At 46.0% G+C, this 22,972-nt stretch carries 15 protein-coding genes; 9 read left to right on the top strand and 6 right to left on the bottom strand.

Annotated elements, in window-relative coordinates:
- Positions 1 to 46 precede the first annotated feature (46 nt).
- Positions 47 to 1,324 (bottom strand): tetratricopeptide repeat protein, encoded by a 1,278-nt coding sequence (locus ACO08K_RS24295; RefSeq protein ID WP_421799078.1) that lies wholly within the window; start codon positions 1,322 to 1,324, stop codon positions 47 to 49.
- A 182-nt stretch (positions 1,325 to 1,506) separates the two neighbouring features.
- Here ACO08K_RS24295 and ACO08K_RS24300 point away from each other — a divergent pair, with 182 nt between their 5' ends.
- From ACO08K_RS24300 to ACO08K_RS24315, 4 genes are all read left to right on the top strand, one after another.
- Positions 1,507 to 3,945, top strand: coding sequence for a bifunctional YncE family protein/alkaline phosphatase family protein (locus tag ACO08K_RS24300; RefSeq protein WP_421799079.1), 2,439 nt, complete (start codon positions 1,507 to 1,509; stop codon positions 3,943 to 3,945).
- 232 nt (positions 3,946 to 4,177) lie between these two features.
- Positions 4,178 to 5,647, top strand: a complete 1,470-nt coding sequence (locus ACO08K_RS24305) for a M48 family metalloprotease (protein WP_421799080.1) — start codon at positions 4,178 to 4,180, stop codon at positions 5,645 to 5,647.
- A gap of 316 nt (positions 5,648 to 5,963) precedes the next feature.
- Positions 5,964 to 11,036, top strand: a complete 5,073-nt coding sequence (locus ACO08K_RS24310; protein ID WP_421799081.1) for a translocation/assembly module TamB domain-containing protein — start codon at positions 5,964 to 5,966, stop codon at positions 11,034 to 11,036.
- Complete coding sequence (locus ACO08K_RS24315) at positions 11,026 to 13,287, top strand: BamA/TamA family outer membrane protein (RefSeq protein WP_421799082.1); 2,262 nt, start codon at positions 11,026 to 11,028, stop codon at positions 13,285 to 13,287. The genes ACO08K_RS24310 and ACO08K_RS24315 overlap by 11 nt, the downstream gene beginning before the upstream one ends.
- A 2-nt stretch (positions 13,288 to 13,289) precedes the next feature.
- Here the strand turns inward: ACO08K_RS24315 and ACO08K_RS24320 are convergent, their stop codons facing one another.
- Genes ACO08K_RS24320 through ACO08K_RS24330 form a run of 3 tightly spaced genes read right to left on the bottom strand, consistent with a single transcriptional unit; the run spans position 13,290 to position 16,022 of the window.
- Positions 13,290 to 13,853 carry a D-sedoheptulose-7-phosphate isomerase gene (locus ACO08K_RS24320; protein ID WP_421799083.1) on the bottom strand — a complete coding sequence of 188 codons (564 nt, stop codon included), beginning with the start codon at positions 13,851 to 13,853 and terminating at the stop codon, positions 13,290 to 13,292.
- Between the two features lie 6 nt (positions 13,854 to 13,859).
- Complete coding sequence (locus tag ACO08K_RS24325; RefSeq protein WP_421799084.1) at positions 13,860 to 14,765, bottom strand: ROK family protein; 906 nt, start codon at positions 14,763 to 14,765, stop codon at positions 13,860 to 13,862.
- Positions 14,766 to 14,780: 15 nt separating this feature from the next.
- Positions 14,781 to 16,022: an MFS transporter gene (locus ACO08K_RS24330; RefSeq protein WP_421799085.1), complete on the bottom strand. Its 1,242-nt coding sequence runs from the start codon at positions 16,020 to 16,022 to the stop codon at positions 14,781 to 14,783.
- 206 nt (positions 16,023 to 16,228) lie between these two features.
- Between ACO08K_RS24330 and ACO08K_RS24335 the strand changes: the two genes are divergently transcribed.
- Positions 16,229 to 16,726 carry a hypothetical protein gene (locus tag ACO08K_RS24335; protein WP_421799086.1) on the top strand — a complete coding sequence of 166 codons (498 nt, stop codon included), beginning with the start codon at positions 16,229 to 16,231 and terminating at the stop codon, positions 16,724 to 16,726.
- Positions 16,727 to 17,180: 454 nt separating this feature from the next.
- Here the strand turns inward: ACO08K_RS24335 and ACO08K_RS24340 are convergent, their stop codons facing one another.
- Entirely contained in the window at positions 17,181 to 17,726 is a 546-nt protein-coding gene (locus tag ACO08K_RS24340) for a hypothetical protein (protein WP_421799087.1), read from the bottom strand.
- A gap of 81 nt (positions 17,727 to 17,807) precedes the next feature.
- Between ACO08K_RS24340 and ACO08K_RS24345 the strand changes: the two genes are divergently transcribed.
- The 4 genes from ACO08K_RS24345 (at position 17,808) to ACO08K_RS24360 (ending at position 21,618) form a co-directional block, all read left to right on the top strand.
- Complete coding sequence (locus ACO08K_RS24345; RefSeq protein WP_421799088.1) at positions 17,808 to 19,316, top strand: NAD(P)H-hydrate dehydratase; 1,509 nt, start codon at positions 17,808 to 17,810, stop codon at positions 19,314 to 19,316.
- Positions 19,317 to 19,430: 114 nt separating this feature from the next.
- Positions 19,431 to 19,841, top strand: a complete 411-nt coding sequence (locus tag ACO08K_RS24350) for a DUF4259 domain-containing protein (protein WP_421799089.1) — start codon at positions 19,431 to 19,433, stop codon at positions 19,839 to 19,841.
- Between the two features lie 208 nt (positions 19,842 to 20,049).
- Positions 20,050 to 20,751 (top strand): ferritin-like domain-containing protein, encoded by a 702-nt coding sequence (locus ACO08K_RS24355; protein ID WP_421799090.1) that lies wholly within the window; start codon positions 20,050 to 20,052, stop codon positions 20,749 to 20,751.
- A gap of 24 nt (positions 20,752 to 20,775) precedes the next feature.
- Complete coding sequence (locus tag ACO08K_RS24360) at positions 20,776 to 21,618, top strand: ferritin-like domain-containing protein (RefSeq protein ID WP_421799091.1); 843 nt, start codon at positions 20,776 to 20,778, stop codon at positions 21,616 to 21,618.
- Positions 21,619 to 21,671: 53 nt separating this feature from the next.
- Here ACO08K_RS24360 and ACO08K_RS24365 read toward each other — a convergent pair whose 3' ends face one another.
- Positions 21,672 to 22,895, bottom strand: coding sequence for an S-adenosylmethionine:tRNA ribosyltransferase-isomerase (locus ACO08K_RS24365; protein ID WP_421799092.1), 1,224 nt, complete (start codon positions 22,893 to 22,895; stop codon positions 21,672 to 21,674).
- Positions 22,896 to 22,972: the final 77 nt, after the last annotated feature.

The following is a 22,972-nucleotide window of genomic DNA, read 5'->3' on the forward strand; positions in this document are numbered from 1 at the left end:
ATTTCCGCCTAAAAGCGACCTCAATTTACAAAACCATCACTATGCATTACTGTTCTTGGGGTATTTTCTTTATGAGGTGCTGATCGATTAGGAGTTGGGCATCCTTAGCATCCTTCTTGAATTCGATACCTTTCCGGGTGAATCCTCTTTCTTTTAACTCGTCTCCAGCCTTGTCCAAAAATTTGGGATCCTCCAATTTTTGGTAATGCCTCATAGAGTCAATGCTTTTTACTGCACCGTTGATGTCATTCACTTTGATTTGAACGATAGCCCGGTTTCTTAAAGCTAAGGTATCATTTGGTTTGATGGTCAAAATTTTGTCGTAGTATTTGATTGATTTTTGGTAATCCTTTTTCTTGGCATGTGCATTGGCTAACGTCATAGTGGCAACCGATTCTGCATTGCTCTTTTGGGTACTTTTAGCAGCAGTACTATTGCTTTTAATTGTTTCTTGTAAAGCTTTTTCAGACAAAGCTACCGCACCTGGGTCATCGTTAACTGTAAGTACTCTGGCAACAATGATCAGGGCAGCATGCTTGATGCTAGCCTGAAAATTGCCCTGATTTCTAAATTGCAACATGCTATCAAGATCCGCTTGTTCATCCAGGTTGAATTGGGGCTCATAAAAGTTGAGTTCGATTTCGTTGTTGTCAAATACCCGGCCCCAAATGACCATTCTAGCCTGGCATTTTTCTATCATGGCCTTGGCAACCGACAAGTCTACCGAGCCTTTGATCTTGGTCACCAATGCCGCATCTGCATTGTATTTATTGCGGGCGAAGAGGCCATCAATTTCTTCTACCAACAATTGATCAGTAATGGAGTCCTTTGGATTGAGTGTGGTGAATTGAAAGATGGCAATGGGATATTCTGCTTTTTTATCAAATGCAGGGCAAGTAAAACTGGGGATGTCCACCACCTGGGTTGAATCACCTGGGTCGGTTTGGGGATCCGGTTCAACTGGTTTTGGTGATAAACTTTTCAGGACAAGCACAACAATCAAGGTCAAGGCTGCGCCACCAGCTGCATACCACCACCAAACCCGGCGATTGGGCAAGGGAGCCGAAGTGCTTCCCCGCTCAATTTGTTCCAGGATTTCGAGTACTTTATTGATGGCTTTGTTGTTGGCCAGACGGATTTGGTCTTCGGTCAGCAAGCCTTGGAGTTCCTTTTCTTTGATTTGGTTGAATTCGCTTTGAGCAACTTGTGCAGCACGGTAGAGTGGGGAATACTGGTCCATTTTGCTTTCCAAAAAAGCGACCAACTGATCCAATGCTTCATCCACCTTTCCCTCAGCAACCAATTCTTTAATTTCCGTTTTCATGACCAATATTTTTGGAGCTTAAGCGTCATCCTTGACAAATTGATGACACTTTGAGCATATAACTCGTTTTTGGCGAAAAGTGACGTAAAATAACTGATGTTTCACAAACTCTTAACTCAAGAATAGTGAAACTATGCGGAATTGTTAAGATTTTTATAGAACTTTCATCAATCCGCTCTGTCATGAAAATTAAAACACTTCTACTTCTAATCTTTTTGCTTAGCATTTTTGGCCTCAATTCTTGCAACAAATCCGGGCAAAGTTCCCTGAGCCTGGGGCGTTATGGTGAGGTCAAAAAACTAATGCTTCCCAACGGCTGGTCACTCACCCCGGTTGGAGAACAACTTGAGCTGGGGAATTTACCCCTTAATATGCTGCTTTCCAGCGATAAAAGCCGGGCAATTGTCAGCAACAATGGCCAATCCAAACACAGCTTGATGTGGATTGATACCAAATCCCGAAAAGTGCTACACGATTTGGAAATTCCCAAAGCCTGGTACGGCCTGGCCTTGAGCAAAGACGCTAAGACCTTATATGCCTCCGGTGGCTACGACAACCAAATCCGCATTTATAACATCGACAATGATCGCTTGAAATTGCGCGACAGCCTGGTCTTGGGCAATCGCTGGCCAAAAGGTGCGGCATCTCCTGCTGGAATTGCCTTGTCTAGCAAAGAAGACCGTTTGTTTTGTGTGACCAAAGGAGATAGTACTTTGTACACCTTTAAGGTAGAGAACAAACAGCTGGAAAAAAAGATCAAACTCAAAGCGGCGGCATACACCTGTTTGTTGGCACCGGATGGCAAAAAACTCTACCTCTCGATTTGGGGAGGTGCGGCCATTGCCGTTTACAATACGGAAACAGACAAAATAGAAAACGAGATTCCGGTGGGTTCTCACCCGAATGAAATGGTTTTCAGCAAAGACTCCCACTATCTTTACGTTGCGTGTGCCGACGACAATGCCGTTTCAGTGATCGACCTGCAATCGGGGCAAATCGTCGAAACCATCGTAGCTGCTTTGTACCCTGATGCCCCCATCGGATCTACCACCAACTCAATTGCCTTATCCGAAGACGGTAAAATGCTTGCTGTTGCCAATGCCGACAACAATTGTTTGGCCCTGTTTGACGTGAGTGAGGCACGCAAAACCAAATCCCTGGGTTTTGTTCCTACGGGCTGGTATCCAACTTCTGTCCGTTTTGTGGGCAATCAATTGCTAGTGACCAACGGAAAAGGCCTGAGTTCCAAAGCCAATCCCAAAGGCCCCAATCCTTACAAAGCCAGAACCAAAGATACCGAATACATCGGGGGCTTGTTCAAAGGCACCTTATCTTTTATCCCGGTTCCAAGTCTCGAAGAGCTACCTGCCTTTACCAAACTGGTTTACGGAAATACACCCTATCGGAAAAACAAGGAAATGCAAGCAGATGGAGAAGTTGGTAATCCTATTCCCCGTAAAGTTGGCGATCCTTCCCCCATCAAATACGTGTTTTACATCATCAAGGAGAACCGCACTTACGATCAGGTTTTGGGCGACATCAAGGAAGGCAACGGCGATCCTTCGCTTTGTCTTTTCCCGGATTCAGTTTCCCCCAACATGCACAAACTCGCCCGGGAATTTGTCTTGCTCGACAACTTTTATGTAGACGCAGAAGTAAGCGCCGATGGCCACAACTGGTCTACTTCGGCCTATGCCAATGACTATGTGGAAAAAACCTGGCCGACCAATTATGGTAGCCGAGGCGGGAACTACGAATATGAGGGTTCCAAAGAAATCGCCTGGTCGAAGGGCGGATTTTTGTGGGACAAATGTAAAGCCGCTGGTCTGAGTTACCGGAGTTATGGCATTTGGGCCGACTACGGAGAAACGTATATGCCTAACCTGAAAGGGCATTTGTGTGCCAAATTTCCTGGCTACAACCTTTCTATTCAGGACATTTTTCGTTTTGAACGTTGGAAGGCTGACTTTGACTCACTCCTGGCCATCAACCAGGTACCACGCATGAACTTTGTGCGCTTTGGCAACGATCATACGGCTGGAGCTAGGGTAGGGGTGCCTTCCCCCGCTTCTATGGTAGCCGACAATGACCTGGCGGTGGGACGTTTTGTGGAACACCTTTCCAAAAGTAAAATATGGAAAGAATCCGCCATTTTTGTGCTGGAAGACGACGCCCAAAATGGCCCCGATCACATTGATGCGCACCGTTCGCCCTGCCTGGTGATTAGTCCATATACCAAACGCAAACACGTGGAAAGCAGCATGTATTCTACCTCAAGCGTTTTGCGCACCATGGAATTGATTCTGGGCCTGAGCCCGATGAGTCAATACGATGCTGCGGCTAGACCGATGTACGCCTGTTTTACCAAAAAACCGGATTTTAGTACGTATGAGGCAAAGAGCAATCAAATCAGCCTGACCATGCGCAATACCATCGACGATTATTGGTCAAAATTGTCGCATTCTTTTGATTTAGAAAAAGAAGATCGTGCACCAGATTTGACCTTTAATGAAGTGATCTGGAAAGCGGTGCGAGGTAGAAATTCCAAAGTTCCTGCTCCGCGCAGGAGTGCTTTTGTCATTCCTATTCAAGGGGAAGAAGAGGAAGAAGAGGAGAAGTAAATTGCACGATATTTAATTTTTTTATTGAAAATCAAATATTTACAACAATAGGGCGAATCAAAAGTGGCAACTATTTGATTCGCCCTATTGTTGTAAATATTAACAATTTGTTTGTACCAATAAAAAAAATTAAGGCGTTTTTCACCTAAAAAGTGAATTTATAGAACGTTTTACGTCTAAACCATATATTTGTTTTACCCAAAAAATCAAAATCATGCAAACCATGCAAAAAATGCAAAAGATATTTCTGCGCATGCTACCGATGTTTACATTGGCCTCGGTACTTTTTCTTAATTCCTGCGCGGTTGTTAACCCAGTTTCTGGCAAAAAACAACTGCTTGTAATGTCCGAACAGGAAGAAATTGCCGTAGGTAAGGCCTCCGATCCACAGGTGATTGCAGAGTTTGGTAGTTATGATGACCCCAAGCTACAGGCTTTTATCAATGAAAAAGGCCAGCAGATGGTCAAAGTGTCTCACCGGCCTGCCTTGCCCTTCCAATTTAAAGTAGTGGATTCTGACGTGGTGAATGCCTTCGCCTTACCAGGTGGTTATGTTTATTTTACCCGAGGCATTATGGCTCATTTTAATAACGAAGCTGAATTTGCCGGGGTATTAGGCCACGAAATTGGCCACGTCACCGCACGTCACGGAGCTTTGCAACAAAGAAGCCAGATTTTGAGTGGAATTGGACTAATTGGAGTACTGATTGCAGTGCCCGGTGCCGCCCAATTTGCCGAACCCCTGTCCCAAGGCATGCAATTGTTGTTGTTGAAAAACAGCCGGGATCACGAAAGCCAATCCGATGAACTTGGGGTAGAATACTCTACTAAAATTGGCTATGATGCCAAGGAAATGGCAGACTTTTTCAGTACCATCGACCGTTTGAGCGGCGGCCCTGAAGGCCGAGTACCCAACTTTTTGTCCACACACCCGAATCCACTGGATCGCTACAAAAGGGTAGGGGAGTTGGCCGATGCTGAACAGAAAAAGACCAACAATTACAATTTGGCGGTGAATCGGGATAAGTATTTGCGCATGATTGACGGCATTGTGTATGGCCCTGACCCAAAGCAAGGGTATACGCTCAACAATGTTTTTTATCACCCGGTGCTCAAGTTTCAATTCCCTGTTCCTGCCGATTGGCAGTTGCAAAATTCACCCCAACAGGTGGCAATGGCACCCAAGGATGGCAAAGCAGCCATTATTTTTAACCTGGCGCCTGAAAAAACCTTGCGCGAGGCGGCTACTAAAACCATCAGTCAGGACTCTTTGAAGTTGATTGATTCCCAGAATTTGACGGTCAATGGTTTCCCAGCCATTGCAATGGTGGCAGAACAGACGACCAAAACCCAGCAAGGCACCCAAACTTTGCGCATCAACATTTATTGCATCCAATACGACAATTACATCTACCGCTTTTATGGCATGGCCACTGCGGCAGACTACAATACGTATGCCCTGACTTTTCAAAATACCTTCAAAAATTTCCGCGAACTGACCGATCCCGCCCGGATCAACGTGTATCCTGAACGGGTAAGCGTCAAAACCGTGAACCGTACTGGTACATTGGCGGATGCCCTGAAGAGTTTTGGCGTAACTGACAAACGCCTCGAAGAGCATGCCATTCTGAATGGAATGCAACAGAAGGATCAGGTGACAGCGGGGATGCTGATAAAAGTAGTGGAGAAGGGGAGTAAATAAACTTAAATTTATAACGTAAAGTGAAGTCAATTGATGCTTCACTTTACGTTATTGCCCCAAATTAAGGGTTTTGTGCTTAGACACCCCCCTGCCTGCAAATCAAACCAATTGTAACACAACTATTTGCCACTAAAAAAGGTTAGATTGGTAGCGATTTTGTTTTATGCAACAGACTTGGCCCCCTTTATGGTCTGTTTATCCCTATTCCATGCTACCAAATGAAGCAACAAAAAAAAACAGACCACTTTTAAGCAAAATTGGCCGAGGGATTATTGCCCTCTTGTGTTCCCTTTTGTTGCTGCTCGCAATTTCATTATTGCTCCTCCAAACCAAAGCAGTTCAGGATTTCGCTAGAAAAAAAGTCGTCACTTACCTTGAACAAAAGCTGGGCACCACCGTGGCCATCAAGCGCCTGGATGTTACTTTTCCCAAGATGTTGGTACTGGAAGGGGTATACCTGGCCGATCAAAACAAAGATACCCTGCTGGCTGGTCACCAATTGAAAGTGGACATCGACTTGTTTCAGCTGTTCAACAATCGGATACAAATCAATGAGATCGTTTTAAAGGGCATTACCGTGAAGCTGAAACGTCCCAAATCAGATCAGCCCTTCAACTACCAGTTCATCGTGGATGCCTTTGCGAGTGAGGAAGAAAAGCCGGTCAACGACAGCACTGCCCTGATCATGGCTGTGAAAAAAATGACTGTGGACAATACCCACTTCGTCTTTTTGGATGTACTCACGGGAAATGATGTGGATGTATACCTTGGCCATGCCCAATTGCGGATGGCCCGTATAGACCCAAACAAACTGGAATACGAAGTGCCCCGCATTGCCATTCGTGGCTTAAGGGGACGGATCGTACAAACTACACCTCTGGAAATAATTGCCATCAATACGAACCCCGATCCTAATGTGGCCAATGAAAAACCGGAATACATCAAATTTATCAACCAGGAAACGCGCCTTCAGGACGTAGACTTTGTATACAGCAATGAAGCAGCTGGCCTACAGACGAATTTTAGCTTAAAAGACCTGCAAATTTTTCCTAAAACCATTGATCTGGAAAAAAACCTGATTGCCCTCCACAGACTTGAATTGAGCGACTTTACTGGTAAAATCGATCTGAATGCAAAAACCGAGACCCCGCCAATCAAACTGACAACCCAAAGCAAGCGGGAAATCCAGACAGCATACTCACCCTGGAAATTCACCACGAACCTTGTTCGCCTCCGGAACAACAATCTGATTTACAACGACAATACCCAGGCGCGCCAACCGCGGGGAATGGATTACGCCCATTTGAAGTTCCAAAACCTGAGCCTGCAAGGCAACAGATTTTTGTACAACCAGGATACCATCGCCATGCGGATCACCCAAGGGCGAGTGGTAGAAGGCAGTGGATTTACTTTGCAACAATTGCAAGCAGATTTTCAGTATACCAGTCGGGAAGTACGTTTGGAAAATTTATGGATCAAGACTCCTGGTTCCAGCATCCGGAAAAGAGCGATCATCAGTTATCCTTCCATCGCCGCAATGCAAAAAAATCCAGTACTGATGGGGCTTAATTTAGACATTCAGGATAGTCACATTCAGGTAAAAGACCTCTTGACTTTTGTACCTTTTCTCGCTGACCAAGCAGCGTTCAAAAACCCCAATGCCGTTTTGCAACTCAATACCCGCATGTGGGGCAGCCTGTCACGACTAAATATTCAGGAATTGCAGTTCAGCGGTTTTGAAAATACCCAGGCCGATCTTTCCGGAAACATCTACAATGCAAACGATCCTGATCATTTTTCAGTAGACCTCAACATCCGTCAATTCAACACCAGCCGCAACGACGCCCTGCTTTTTGTGCCACCCAATAGTATTCCTGACAGCATTACCCTACCAGAAACAATGTCACTCAGCGGAACGGTCAAAGGCAGCGCAGCAAAGCTGGACGCAGAACTCGACCTGAACACTTCTTTGGGGAATGCCCAGGTGAATGGAAGCATTGGCAATGCCGCCCGCTCCCAAAAAGCAATTTACGCGGGTAACATTGCTATACAAGGCTTACAGATAGGAACCATCATCCAACAACCAGAAACAATGGGGCCACTCAGTGCCAATTTTACGGTGGAAGGAAAAGGCTACGATCAAAAAACCGCAAATGTGCACCTTAAAGGAGTCATCACCAGTCTTCTTTACAACAAATATACTTACCGCAATTTTCAGATGGATGCGACTTTGAACAGGCAACAGTTCGACCTACGCGGGGTTATGAAAGACCCAAACTTGCATTTTACAGTTAAGGCTGAAGGGGAGTTGGGGGGAGCTTATCCCTGTTTTGCAGCGACCTTGAACATTGACAGCATTAAAACTGGGCCATTGCACCTGACCACCGATCCAATTGTCTACCGAGGAATCATCCAGGCGGATGTTCCGGCCCTAAATCTGGATAGTTTGAATGGGCATGTGTATTTACTCCACTCCTTGTTGGTCAGCAATGATCGACGGGTAGCCATTGACTCCGTAGAGTTGGTGGCTAAGTACAATAACGGCCAACAAACCTTGAACCTGAGCACCGATTTTGCCCGGGCCAGCCTCAACGGCCAATACAAACTGACCCAATTGGGGGCCATTTTTACGCAAGCCATCCAACCTTATTATGCCATTGTGGATAGTACAAGCGGAGACAGTGCTCTGGTGTATGATTTTTCCCTCCAGGCAGCCCTTATTGATCATGTCGCTATCCAGGCTTTTTGGCCCGATTTGCAGCATATGGATGATTTGGCGCTGGATGCCCATTTTTCCAATAACCATGGTTGGGATGCTCATTTGAGCTCACCTTATATTGTGTATGGGGCCAATCGAATGGTCGGTTTGGACCTAAAAGCAGAAACCCAAGGTGACCACATCCGTTTCAACACGAGTGTATCGGAAATGGGTACTGGAGAAACCTTCGTTGTACAAAACACCCAGCTACGGGCGAAAATTGCCAACAATCAAGTAGACTTTGCATTGCGCATTGGAGACCGCGACAAACGGGCAAAATACCGCTTATCTGGCCTTTTTGCTCAGGAACCAGGGGAATTCTATAGGGTGTCACTTCATTCAGATAGTTTATTGCTGAACTACGAACCTTGGTCCATCGATGCCGAGAACCAGATTCGCTTCAGCACGACTGAGGTCTATGCCCAGCGTTTTGATTTGAGCAAAAATAATCAACACCTGAGCATCAATAGCCGGGACAACAGCGCCAATAGCCCGCTGGAAATATTGTTTGAAAAATTTCGACTGTCTACCATCACCGGGTTCGTGCAAGTAGATTCTTTATTCGCCGATGGTACCCTCAATGGAAACATCGTCTTGAATGACATCACCAAGCAATTGAACTTCACAAGTGACCTAACCATTAGCAACTTGGCCGTAGAGGGAGATACCATTGGTGACATAAATGCAAAAATCAGCAACCCCAATGCCAATATTTTTGTAACAGATGTCAGCATCAAGGGACAGGGTAACGACCTGGCACTCACTGGTAACTACTTCCTCAAACCTGAAGACAAGAGCACGATGGACTTTAACCTGGCCATCAAAAGCTTGCAATGGAGTACCCTCGAAGGCATCAGTATGGGGGCCATTAGCAATGGAAAAGGGTACTTGAGCGGCAATGTGAAAATTGGCAATAAACCTACTTCTCCGGACATTGCTGGCCAACTTGGTTTCACGGAAACCAGCATGGTCATCAACATGCTCAACTCTGAGTTCAAAATTGACGATGAACAAATCATCGCAGTAGAAAACAAGGGCTTACGCTTCAATTCCTTTACTATTCGCGATTCTTCTGATAACCAACTCACCATCAACGGCCTGGCCAATACGACGAACTATTTGAACTACACTTTTGACTTGAGCTTACGGGCCAGAAATTTCAGGGCACTGAATACTACCAAAAAGAACAATGACCTGTATTATGGCAAGGTCTTTTTTGATAGCAATGTAAAAATCACCGGTACAGAAAGCGAACCCATAGTAGACGGCACACTTCGCATCAATGAACTTACCCGCCTAACCGTAGTGGTGCCTCAGGAACAGCCCGGAGTAGTGGAGCGCGATGGGATTGTGGTTTTTGTGGACAAAGACGCCCCTCTGAATGAGGCTTTGTTTTTGACTCAAAAAGACCAGCTCAATAAAACCAATATTCAGGGAATGGAGGTTTCGGTCAACATTGAAATAGACAAAAAAGCGAATCTGAATTTGGTCATCGATGAAGGCAATGGGGACTTTCTCCGCCTCCAAGGTGAAGCGGTACTGAATGGTGGGGTAGACAAAAGTGGGAAAATAACCCTAACTGGATCATACGAATTGGAAGAAGGGGCTTACGAAATGTCCTTCAATTTTCTCCATCGGCGTTTCGACATTCAAAAAGGCAGTAAAATCACCTGGATTGGCGAACCCACCAATGCCGTGGTAGACATTACAGCCGTTTATGTGGCCAACACCTCAGCGGTTGAACTGGTGCAGGATCAAATTTCTGCCGCCAAAACCGACCTGCGTTACCACCAGAAATTGCCTTTTGCGGTATACTTGAACATGGATGGATCGCTGATGCAACCTGTACTCACTTTTGACATTGTGTTGCCGGAAGCAAGCACACTACGCATCGACAATCAAATTGCCGGTCAGGTAGAAATGCGCCTGAATCAACTAAAAGCCGAACCTTCTGAGCTCAACAAGCAGGTATTTGCTTTGCTTTTGCTGAACCGATTTATCTCCGAAAACCCGTTTGAAAGTGCCAATGGAATCATCAATGCGGGTACCCTGGCCCGGCAGAGTGTCAGCAAAATGTTGACCGAACAATTGAACAACCTGGCCAGTGGCCTGATTGAGGGGGTAGACCTCAATTTTGACATTGTTTCTTCAGAGGATTACACTTCGGGCAGCTTGCAAAATAAAACCGATCTGAATGTGGGAGTGTCGAAACGTTTGTTGAACGACCGCTTGAACGTTTCGATTGGCACCAATTTTGAGCTGGAAGGAGGCCGCCAGAGTAATGAAACGGGCACCGGAGGCAGTAGCACTTCGCCTAATCTGAACATAGAATACCTCCTCTCGCAGGATGGAACCTACCTCTTGAGGGCCTACCGCCGCAATCAATATGAAGGGGTGATCTATGGTTATGTGATCGAAACGGGGGTTGGCTTTGTACTTTCGGTGGATTACGATCAGTTTAAGGAGATTTTGGAGCGCAGAAAAATAAAACGTAAAGCGACCAGAGAAAGAAAAGCAATAGAACAGTACAACAGCCCTCCCGAAAAACCCGCCAATCCACCTACGAACCAGAATGAAGACCTTGATCCTGCATTTATTGACACCTCCAGAAAGCAGGAAGATGAAGAATAAGCGCATTAACCTCTGGTACTGTAATTTTTTGGGAATGCTGACCCTATTGCTGGTAGGCTGTAGTTCGATCAAATCTGTTCCCGAAAATGACGCTTTGTATACTGGGGCAAGGATAAAAATGACCCAAACAGAGGTTTCTTCCAAGCAAAAAAAGGCCCTGCAAACTACGCTGGAAGACTTAAGCAGACCCAAGCCCAATAGTCGGGTTCTGGGCATACCATTCAAGCTGTGGATATATAATCTGGGCAGTAAAAAGGGCCTGGGTGCCTGGTTGCGCCGCAAATATGGTGAAGCTCCGGTTTTGCTAAGCGAGGTCAAACTGAGTCGCAATGCGGGAATATTGGACAATTACCTCGAAAACCGAGGCTTTTTCCATGCAAAAGTGCAAGGAGACACTACAGTGAAGGGCAAAAAAGCCAGCGCTGAATATACGGTAGCCACCGGGCGGGAATACAAAATTAAAAACATAACTTTTCCAGCGGATAGTGGCATCCTTGGAGCGAGTATCCGTGCCACACAATCCAAAACACTTTTGGTGAAAGGTGCCCCTTTTAACCTTGACCTCATCAAAGGAGAAAGAACCCGTATCGACATGGAGCTCAAGGAGCAGGGTTTTTATTATTTCAGTGGCGAGTACCTCCTGATCGAAACCGACAGCACGGTAGGAAATTACGAGGTAGACCTATTCATTCAGGTAAAACCGGAAACCCCTGCTGCGGCCAGGCAAACCTACGAGATCAACAATGTTTACATTTATCCCAATTACAACCTCTCAACCATCAGCCCGGATACCAACCTGGCCAATGCCGAATCGTATCGGGGAGGCTATTATGTCATCGACTCTTCCAAGCTGTTCCGGCAGCGGGTTTTTGAACAAAGCATGCAATTCCTGCCGGGTGATTTGTACAGTCGAAAAGAGCACAATACCACCCTCAGTTGGTTGATCAACCTAGGGAGCTTCAAGTTCGTAAAAAACCGCTTTGAATCCGTACTGGACAGCACCAAATTAAACGCATTTTACTACCTGACCCCACTGCCCAAACAATCCTTGCGCGCTGAGCTTACGGGCACTTCAAAAACCAACAACCTCGTCGGTTCACAAGTAACGCTAGGGTGGAGGCACCGCAATATTTTTAGAGGTGCCGAACATTTGTCCTTGAATTTATTTGGCAGTACCGAAGTACAAGTCAGTGGTAATTTTGGAAAGTCAAATCCGTATAGGGTAGGAGGGGAGCTTACCCTTAGTATCCCTCGCTTCGTCGTTCCATTTTTGGACATTCGGGGGCGTAGTGAGTTTGTTCCCAGGACGAACTTACAGCTGGGTTATGAATTGTTAAATCGGCAAAATTTATACACGCTCAATAGTTTTCGTGGCAATCTGGGGTATACCTGGAAGGAAAACCTGCAAAAAGAACACCAACTCCATCCCTTTACCTTCAATTATGTAAGGCCCCTGGCAATTGCTCAACAGTACCTCGATAGCATCGCGAAATACCCTTCACTGTCCAAAATTGTGGAAGAACAATTTATAGTCGGTTCTACTTACAATTACAGTTACAATGAACTCGCTGGTTCCAATCGGCGCACTGGAATTTATTTCAATGGCTTGTTGGATGTTGCGGGCAATATTCCCGGACTAATCAATGGCTCTAACTGGAAAAACGATGAGATAGGGACCTTATTCGGAGTAAAGTTTGCGCAATATGCCAAAGCAGAAGTGGACTTGCGCTACTACAAACGCATCAACCAGCGCAGTCAGTGGGTTAACCGCCTCATCCTGGGCTTTGGTTATCCTTATGGCAATAGCCGTCAATTGCCTTTTGTGAAACAGTTTTTTTCAGGAGGGAACAATAGTCTGCGAGGATTCCGCAGTCGTACCGTTGGACCGGGGCGTTACACGCCACCCAATCGCGACAATCCGACCGTGTTGTTTTTACCTGATCAATCTGGTGACATCAAACTGGAATTCAATTCCGAATACCGCCCTAAACTGTTCAGCATTGTAGAAGGAGCCTTGTTTGTCGATGCCGGGAATGTTTGGTTGTTGAATGAAGATCCCTTAAAACCTGGCGCACAATTCAGCAGCAGTTTTTTGAAAGAACTAGCCATCGATGCAGGTTTTGGCCTTCGCCTGGATTTTACCATCTTGTTGCTGCGCCTGGATTTCGCTTTCCCCCTAAAAGTACCTTATCTCGACAAAGTCCCCAACCACAACATGGTGTTTAACCTGGCCATCGGGTATCCATTTTAAGGCTAGTTTTTTTCAATAAATGCATAACAAATCATGTGGCAAATCCCCATGTGGGCATCCTCCACGCGCCCGTAATGGGTTTCGTCTACGGCGATGACAAAATCGGCCAATTCCGCCAATTGGCAAGGGCGAGAGCTTACAAGCGCAATCACAAAAACCCCATGTGCTTTGGCCCATTTGGCGGCTTTGACCAGGTTCGGCGAGTTTCCACTGACACTCAGCAACATCAGCAGGTCACCAGCTTGAGCGAAGTTCATCAATTGCCGAACGTAGATGTCTTCGTAAGCGTAGTCGTTCCCCAATGCCGTGATCCAGGAAAGGTGTTCATTGAGCGACATCCCTTTGAAGGGCTTGTCCATTTTGTCGGAAGCCGCTTTGCTGAGGTCGGTAATGAAATGGGAGGCATTGGTTGCACTTCCACCATTGCCGCAAACAAACATCTGGCGATTTTCAGCCCAGCCTTTTTCATAAATGGCGATGAGTTCTGCAATCTTCGCTTGGGGCAAATTAGCGATCAATCGCTGGTGCCTTTCCAGGTAATCGGCTATAAATGAGTCAGTATTCATGCGAATTTATTGATTCAGCAGGCACAATGCACCCACCAGAACAGTTTCTTCTTTGAGTTCAGCCAATGCGACCAAAGGCCCCGGTTGAAAAGCTTTTACCAAATATTTTGGCAGCGCCTCTTGTACCTGTACGCGTAACGCTTCACCAATCAAGGAAACCCCGCCACCCAATACGATGATTTGCGGATTGAACAAATGCACCACATGTGAAAGTCCCCATGCTAAAGTATCAGCATACTCCGAGAGCAATTCAGCCGCATGGCGATCACCTTGATTCAACGCAGGCAATACAAACTTAGCCTCTCCAGATTGCTGAAAACCAACCAATTGTTTTAGTGCTGATTCATTGGGTAACGCAGGTAGTAACTTCCGGATTTTGGCATCCAATGCCCAGCCTGAGCAAAAAGATTCCAGGTTGTTTCCCTGGCGATCGAGCTGTAAAAGGCCAACTTCCGCCTCGCCGGGAGCATTGCCGTGGTACAATGCACCATCACATACCAATCCTCCACCAACACCGCTGCCTAAAGTAATGTAAAAGACTTGTTTACAGCCTTTTCCGGCCCCAAAATGAGCTTCGCCAAGGGCGGCCACATTGGCGTCATTGTCCATAAAAACAGGGGCCTCAAACCGGTGTTTAAACCATTGTAACAGCTCAAAACCCGACCAGCCGCCAATTTGATGAGAGGTAGCAATGACTCCAGCAGTCCGGTTGACCGGCCCGCCAAAACCAATGCCGATGCGTGCAGGAGGGTAGGGGAGTGCAAGCAAAGTTTTTTCAATCTGGGTCAAAATACCCTCAGCACCCAAAGCTTTGTCAACCTGGTAGCGGAAAATTTCGCCAATTTTACCCGTATGGGGATCACCAATAGCCACTTGTAATTTAGTGCCGCCAATTTCGATGCCTACATCCATGGTTGATTGTTCAGCTTACTCCTCGAGAAAATCCAGATCCCGATTGTGGGTCTCCGAAATGGTAATAATGGAATACAGGCCAATGGCAAAACACAAAATCCCAACAAAAGCTCCAGATTCAATTACAGTAAACGACTGTTTAAAATAGCCAAACAAGGTAGTCATCAGCACCACGGTTCCACGTACCATATTGGGGATGGTGGTGGCAGCAGTGGCCCGCAGGTTGGTTCCAAATTGTTCGGCACCGATCGTTACAAACATCGCCCAGTAGCCAATACCAAAGCCCAACAACAAAGCCATGGTATAAAGGGTGCCCGCCTGATTGATGCCCCCAAACAGATAGATGACGGAACAAACCAAGGTAAAAAGCATAAAGCCCAATACCGCTTTCTTGCGGGAATGCAGCCAATGGCTCAAAAATCCACTGCTGAGGTCGCCTGTAGATAAGCCGATGTAGCACCACATGATCGCTAGACCAGGTTTGATGGGTTCAGTAATATTCAAGGCTACGCCAAATTCATTGCTAAAAGTGGCCAGAATGCCAATCACAAACCAGGTGGGCAAACCCATCCCGATGCATTTCAAGTATCGGATCAGTCGGTCTCGATTGGTGAACAAGGCAAAGAAATTCCCTCGTTGGAGGTGCTGCTGCGCTTTGATTTGTACAAAAATACCGGACTCAAATACCCCAATGCGCAACAACAACAGGGCAATACCCATGCCGCCGCCGATGAAATAGGCAGTCCGCCAGTCAAACCATTCTACGCTGAAATAAGCGACTACCGCACCGAGTAAACCAATGCCCGCAACCAGCGAAGTTCCGATGGCTCGCAAATGTTTAGGCAGAATTTCAGATACCAGCGTGATGCCTGCGCCCAATTCGCCCGCCAGACCAATTCCAGCAATGAAGCGTAGAAGTTTATACACTGTGGGGTCTTGTATGAACCCACAAGCAATATTCGCCAAAGAATAGGTCAAAATCGAGCCAAAAAGCACCGAAAGCCGGCCTTTTTTATCGCCCAAAACACCCCATAAGATGCCACCGACGAGCAAGCCCAGCATTTGCCAATTGAGGATGCTGGCGCCAACTGAAGAAACTTCGGCTTCTGAAAGGCCCAGGGATTGCAAGCTGGGAATACGGACGATACTGAAAAGTAATAAGTCATAGATGTCGACAAAATAGCCGAGTGCAGCTACAATCACTGGTACACTGATAAGGTGCTGAAGGGCACTTTTTGACGTAAAAGGGTTTTCCATGAAGATGTTTTGATTGATTCAAATGATGAGCGACGAAAATAGCATACACTGCCGATTATTCGTCATTCGGCGTTGGATTTATTTGCCATTATTATTTAAATTACCGAAGAGTTAAACTGCTCAGGATGGGCCGCCTGTAGTCGTCGAAGCCCCAAAGGCCGCCAAAAACGGTAAGGATGCCTTCATCTTTTTTAAAATCACTTTATATGGAGGAAGGAATTATTCACATAACGCCCAAGTCTGGGCTAATGAAAAAAGCTGCACTCCTAATGTGGAAGTATGGTATAGGAAGATTCTATCATCACAATTTGTTTGTTTTTTTATTCATTTTATTTTTTGTTTTTTTAGTCTTCCGACCTTTTATTGCAATTGCTGTATTTTTGTTAATGGTGCTTTATGTCGTTGGTGGACGAATTTACCTGATTTCAAAGTATAAACAAATGGGTAATAATCGTTATTCCGGAAACTATTTTTGGAAATACGACGATACAACGCTGACCAGAGTTTCTAGCGGCCCCAACGATTCATACAGCTGGAGGTATTTTACCGGTTCCATGGAATTTGAGAAAGAGGGAATGATAAAGCTGATTAGCTCTAGAGCCAATAATTATCTCTGGTTTTTTAGAGATGAGATGACTCCCGGTGAGTACGACGCATTTGTGGCTAAGGTCAAGCGAAAAATTCAGCAGCACAGAGTAAGGTAAGCAAGCTGGAAATAGTGAAATTCTATGTGTTTTTTGTCTCATAATTTATATTATGTTAAATAAAAAGAAGAAAAACGCTTCTACACCCAAAAAATGGCCTATTTCTTCCTCATGTTGTAAGAAATCATTCCAAGGAGAAACATTATGGCAATCACCACTTTCATCCATGCAATCTGAGCTAATCTTTCGTACTTTAAAACTTTGTAAGTAAGTACCAGTATATGCCTATTAATCGAGACTTTGTGAAATCCGGGGACAAAGGTTATGCTCGTGCTTGTCGCGGTGGTTCCTGGGAAATAAATCCCGCCAACCTGCATGTAACCTTTGCCAGGCTAACCACAAAGGCAAGCCGATGTGGGAGTGATATAGGCTTCCGTGTGGTTAGGGAGCTTTGATGTAGTGTATTCACAGAGGAAGGGCTATCTAACTTTAATTCAGATAGCCCTTCCTAATGCTATCTTTCAGAAAAAAGCTTAATCTCCTCCCATACTTGCCCAAATCTTGCCAAATATGGTTTAGGATCCTCAATTCCTGCAATTGCTTTCTGGTTGAATTCATAAATTTTGCCGGCGATAGTTTTTACTTCCTCCGAATCCATGCTCTTTTCTGCACGGCTAAGGAGCTTTAAAGTAACATCAGGTTGCATGAGCTTTAGTCCCTGCACTTCATTCAGATAGAAGGCGATGGACGCATCATCTCCTTTTTCGGCCAGGCCATAAGCTTGAACCATACTGGAAATTACCATTTTTCTAGCATTATTGTAATAGGCTTCTGCTTTTTCTCGGGACAGTTCGTTTCTGTAGTAATCGTCAAGATCGGCCAGGGAATATCTTCCAATTTGCATAATATATTCATTCAACTTATGACCGTAAGGCACTACTTCCTTGGGTCTTGGCTCCCGGATTAAAGTTCTGTCTACGATTAGGGACGTTGATTCTATGGAGCTACATCCAGTCCAGATGAAAATAGAGGCAAGTACAGATAAGAGCACGTTTTTCATAAAAATAGGTTTTAATTTTGTGTATATTCAAAAGTAACAATTGTTATTCGAACAAACAAATTACATTACAAACCAAAAGGTATGAAAATCCTCAGCTCAGCCCAGATTCGTGAACTAGACGCCTACACCATTGCCAATGAACCCATTGCCTCAATCGACCTGATGGAGCGCGCTGCCGTCAGTTTTGTAGACTGGTTCATGGCAAAATTTCCCCAATCGGACTCCCCTATCTATATCTTTTGTGGACCGGGCAACAATGGAGGAGATGGTCTGGCCATTGCCCGAATGTTGAGCTATGCCTTTTACGAAGTTGAGCTCTATTTGTGTGCCATTAGTCCAAAACAAAGTGCTGATTTTCAAGCTAATTTAAAAAAATTACCCCAATTTGAAAGTATTCCCATTACAGCGCTTTCCGAAGGCGACCCATTGCCCCCTCTCCCACCCTCCGGCATCTTGATTGATGCCTTGCTGGGAACTGGAATTTCACGCCCGCTGGAGGGCTATTGGGCTGATTTTGTGGCGCATCTGAATCAATTTCCCGGCACGAAAATAGCCGTAGACTTGCCTTCGGGTTTAAATGCTGATGTTTGCACCAAAAACAAAACATTTTGTGCCAATTACACCTTCAGCTTTGAATTTCCCAAACTGGCTTTTTTATTGCCAGAGAACGACAGCCGAGTGGGCGAATGGTCGTTTGCCTCGATTGGTTTACACCCTGAAAAGATTCAGTCCATTGAGACTCCAAATTATTACCTCCAACAAACCGATGTGCAAGCATGGGTGAAAAAACGCAGTCGCTATGCGCACAAGGGATTGTACGGCCATGCTTTGCTCATTGCGGGCAGCCAAGGCATGATGGGGGCGGCTTTGCTAAGTGGTCAGGCAATTTTGCGAAGTGGTGCGGGGTTGTTGACAATTCATGCACCGGCCTGTGGTTACCCAATCCTACAAATGGGTTTACCCGAAGCCATGGTGAGTTCCGATCGGCATCAGTTCAATTTTTCAGAAATGCCAGAACTGGCAAAATATTCCGCCGTAGGAATTGGTTGTGGCCTGGGCACCAAAGACTTTTCCATTCGGGGCCTTGATGAATTCCTGGGGGCCATTGGCCCAAAGCCTCTGGTGATCGATGCAGATGCCCTCAACATCATTGCCCAACAGAAATGGCAGCAGCGGATTCCACGTGGCGCCATTTTATCACCCCATCCCAAGGAGTTTTCCCGTTTATTTGGCGATGCAGGCGATGATTTTGCCCGGCTCGAATTGCTGCGTGAAACAGCCGTCAAATACGGCCTATACATCATCCGCAAAGGTGCACATTCTGCCATAGCCCTACCCGATGGCCAAATCTGGTTCAACTCCAGCGGCAACCCCGGGATGGCCACGGCAGGAAGTGGCGATGTGCTCACGGGAATTCTTACGGGGCTGTTGGCGCAGGGGTACAACGCAGAGCAGGCTTGTAAATTAGGTGTTTACCTGCACGGTTTGGCAGGAGATATTGCCGCAACTAAACTGGGGCACGAGGCACTTTTGGCCAGTGACATTGTGGATCAAATTGGGGCAGCCTTCCAGTTGCTAAAAAAATCTTAGAAAGCTTTAGAGAAACATTTATTTTTGCAGCGAAGGCCACTTTCGCTCCGACAGGGGGCCAACCAACTCAACATTCGTATTTATCCAACTTTTTCAGGATTAAGCAAATAGTTTATGGCAGCCTGGGGTATTAATAATTTTGAAAACGACGACGCAGTAGCGTGGATCGAGGCATTTTCTGAAAAACAGTCAATCGACAAAATTGAGCGGCTTTTCAGTGATGCCATTGAGGAGGACGAGCCCAGTGAGCGTCTAGGATCATCTGTGCTTGCTGCAGCCGAGTTGCTGGCCGTCTCCCAGGGCAATGAGCCTGAAGAATTCCATGAAACACTACTCGATGATTTTGAAATCGATCTGGAAGCCATCCAAGAGTGGATTGATGCCGATTTGATCAATTTAGCCATTCACGCGGTAGAAAAAATCAGTGAGTCTGATGATTCTGAGTTGCGGCAATTGTGGGAGGAGGTAGACGAATTGGATCACTGGTTGATCGTGATAAATGATTTGAAAAAGAGGTTGAAATAAATCCTTTCTAAAAGGGAAAAGAAACAGATTTGTAAAATAAATATTTAGGCCAAAAGGAACTCTTTTTTCCACAGAAACAAAGGAGTTATAATCAATTTGTGCGACCGCCATAAAATTTTTAAATTTTTATTTTCAGACAAATCCAATCCAAAACTTTTATTAGCTGCGTACCTAAGGGTTGATTCATTAACCTTCCAATTCCTGTTTTATGACAATAACAAAAAGTCAAGGTCAAATTCAAAGTGATTTTGACACGCAGCAAAAAGCCCTAGGGCGTAGGAAATTCCTGCGCAATACCGGAGCTGCCCTAACCGCGGGTGCTCTTGTTTCCATGATGGCTTGCGACAAAGACGACAACAATGACAATGTTGGCGTAAATTTTGGTACAGGCGACTTTGCGATCCTCAATTTCGCCTATGCGCTCGAACAGCTTGAAGCAGCGTTTTACACCCAAGTGATTGCCACACCTTACACCGGCATGTCAACAAGTGAAACCAGCCTACTTACCGACATTCGTGATCATGAAATCGCCCACCGTGAATTTTTCAAAGCTGCGCTTGGCACCAATGCAATCCAGGCACTGGAGGTAGACTTCAGCACGGTCGATTTTAACATCCGGGACAGCGTATTGAAGACTGCCAAGGCTTTTGAAGACCTCGGCGTATCGGCTTACAATGGCGCAGGTCGTTACCTCGCTTCCGTGGATTACCTCCTGCTGGCTGGAAAAATTGTATCGGTGGAAGCCCGACATGCGGCTTACATCCGTGATTTGCTTAGCAACGGTTCCTTTGCGGATGGTTCAGTAATCGATGCCAATGGCCTCGAGATGTCTCGTAAACCCCGTGCCGTTTTGAGTATTGCTGCACCTTACATCAAAACCAAACTGAACGCCAGCAGCCTACCTGCTTAACTTTAACCCATAAAAAGAGATTCAATGAACACACTTAAAGTGTTAAACATCATAAGTGAGCAGGATCCAGAAATTTTTGATCGGATCGACACGCGCCGTAAGGCTATGCACGCTTTTACTGGTTTGGGTAAAAAAATCGCCTTGATTTCGGCACCCTTTATGCTGGGTACAGTACTCAACAAAGCCTATGGGCAAGCCCCAACCAGCTCCGTCATCGACGTACTGAACTTCGCGCTGACCTTAGAATACCTGGAGTATGAATTTTATTTGAAGGCCACCAACAGTGCGGGCTTGATCCCCGCAGGTGCAGCCACCTCCGCCATAACCACCATCCGCAACCATGAATTGGCACACGTCAATTTTCTCAAAACCGCCATTACGGGTGCGGGTGGAACACCTGTTGCCAAACCAAATTTTGACTTTTCAGGTGGGAATGGCACTGGCACCGGGCCTTTTGCTATGGCTTTTAGCAGCTACCAACTCTTTTTGGCGGTAGCGCAAACCCTGGAAGATACGGGAGTGCGGGCCTACAAGGGACAGGCAGGCAACCTGATCAACTCCGACGACGTACTGGAGGCAGCGCTCAACATCCACTCCGTGGAAGCGCGTCATGCCTCGCACATACGCCAGATGCGCAAAGCCAATAATTTTGGCGATGTGAAACCCTGGATTACTGGTAAAGAAACTGGGGGCATCGGTGCGTTGGTACAAGCCAATTACGATGGTGAAGAACTGACTACTCAGGCTGGTGTAAACATCATTGATATTGGCGGAAAAAGTATTTCGGCCAATGCTGCAAGTGAAAGTTTCGACGAACCGTTGACCACCGCTCAGGTGCTGGCGCTGGTTGATGCTTTTATTGTGTAATAAAATTAAGCGGTCAACTCACTCACTCACTTATCGAGTTGACCGCTTTTAAATTAAATTTCAATGTAACACCCGTCTCCATAACTCAAGAACCGGAACCCATTATCCAGGGCATATTGGTACATTTTTTTCCACTCCTCTCCTACCAAAGCTGCCACCAACAACAATAGGGTGCTCCCAGGTTGATGAAAATTGGTACACAAGCCACTGATCATTTTTACCGGATAACCAGGAGCAATCAACAACTGGGTTTTGGCCACCAAACGGCTAAACTCATTGCCCTCAAGCCAGGTAAGTAAAGCCTGAAGTGCTTTTTCCACTGGAATCGTTTCATGGTCCAGTTCGTAAGCGTCCCATTGCCGAATTTCAAGGGCCTCCCGATCAAGATTTGGGCTATTCAGTAATTTACAGCCCATTAAATACAAACTTTCCAGGGTACGCAAGGTTGTAGTGCCCACCGCTACCACCGGGCGTTGTGCTTGATGGGCTGTAATTAGTTTTTGCAACAAATCCCGCGACACATCAAAATATTCCGCGTGCATATCGTGATGCCCGATCGTAGGTGCACTTACGGGCTTAAAAGTGCCAGCGCCCACATGTAAGGTGATGAAATCAAGGTCGATGTTTTTATTTTCTAGCCTAGAAAACACGGCAGGAGTAAAATGTAAACCGGCAGTCGGTGCAGCCACGGAGCCTTCCAGGTCCGCATAAATCGTCTGGTAGCGTTCGCGATCCAACTCCTCCGCTTCCCTATCTAAATAAGGCGGCAGGGGAATTTGCCCAATGGAACTCAGCACTTCGGCAAAAGTGTACTCGGCAGGTTGCCAGCGGAATTTGATGCTAAAGTGGCTTGAACCACGTTCGAGTACTTCTGCAGAAAGTTGGTGGATTTGATCCGGTTCGGTTCCCCAGGTAGCGCTGACTGGTCCCTCTTTCCATTTTTTGGCTCCACCTACCAGGCATTTCCATTCAGATTCACCATGTTTGGCCATTTCCACACTGAGTTCGCCGAGGGGCTCCAGGCAAAAAATTTCGACAATCCCCCCGGTAGGTTTGGCCATGAGTAAACGGGCGGGGATGACTTTTGTGTTGTTGAACAGCATCAATGCTCCTTCCGGGATGTTTTGGGCAAGATTGCTGTAGGTGTCTTCTGATAGGTTATTCTGGCGAAACAGCAATAGCTTTGATGCATCGCGTTGGGCAAGGGGGTATTTTGCAATCCGCTCTTCTGGTAAATCGTATTGGTACTCCTCAATCTTTATATCCTGGACTTTCATGACCTGGCATTTAACAAATAAAAAAAGTGAGCCGCGAAGATACACGACTCACTCCTTTTGTTTGATGCTTCCTTCAG

The sequence above is a fragment of the Haliscomenobacter sp. genome (assembly GCF_965225875.1).
Classification (GTDB): Bacteria; Bacteroidota; Bacteroidia; order Chitinophagales; family Saprospiraceae; genus Haliscomenobacter.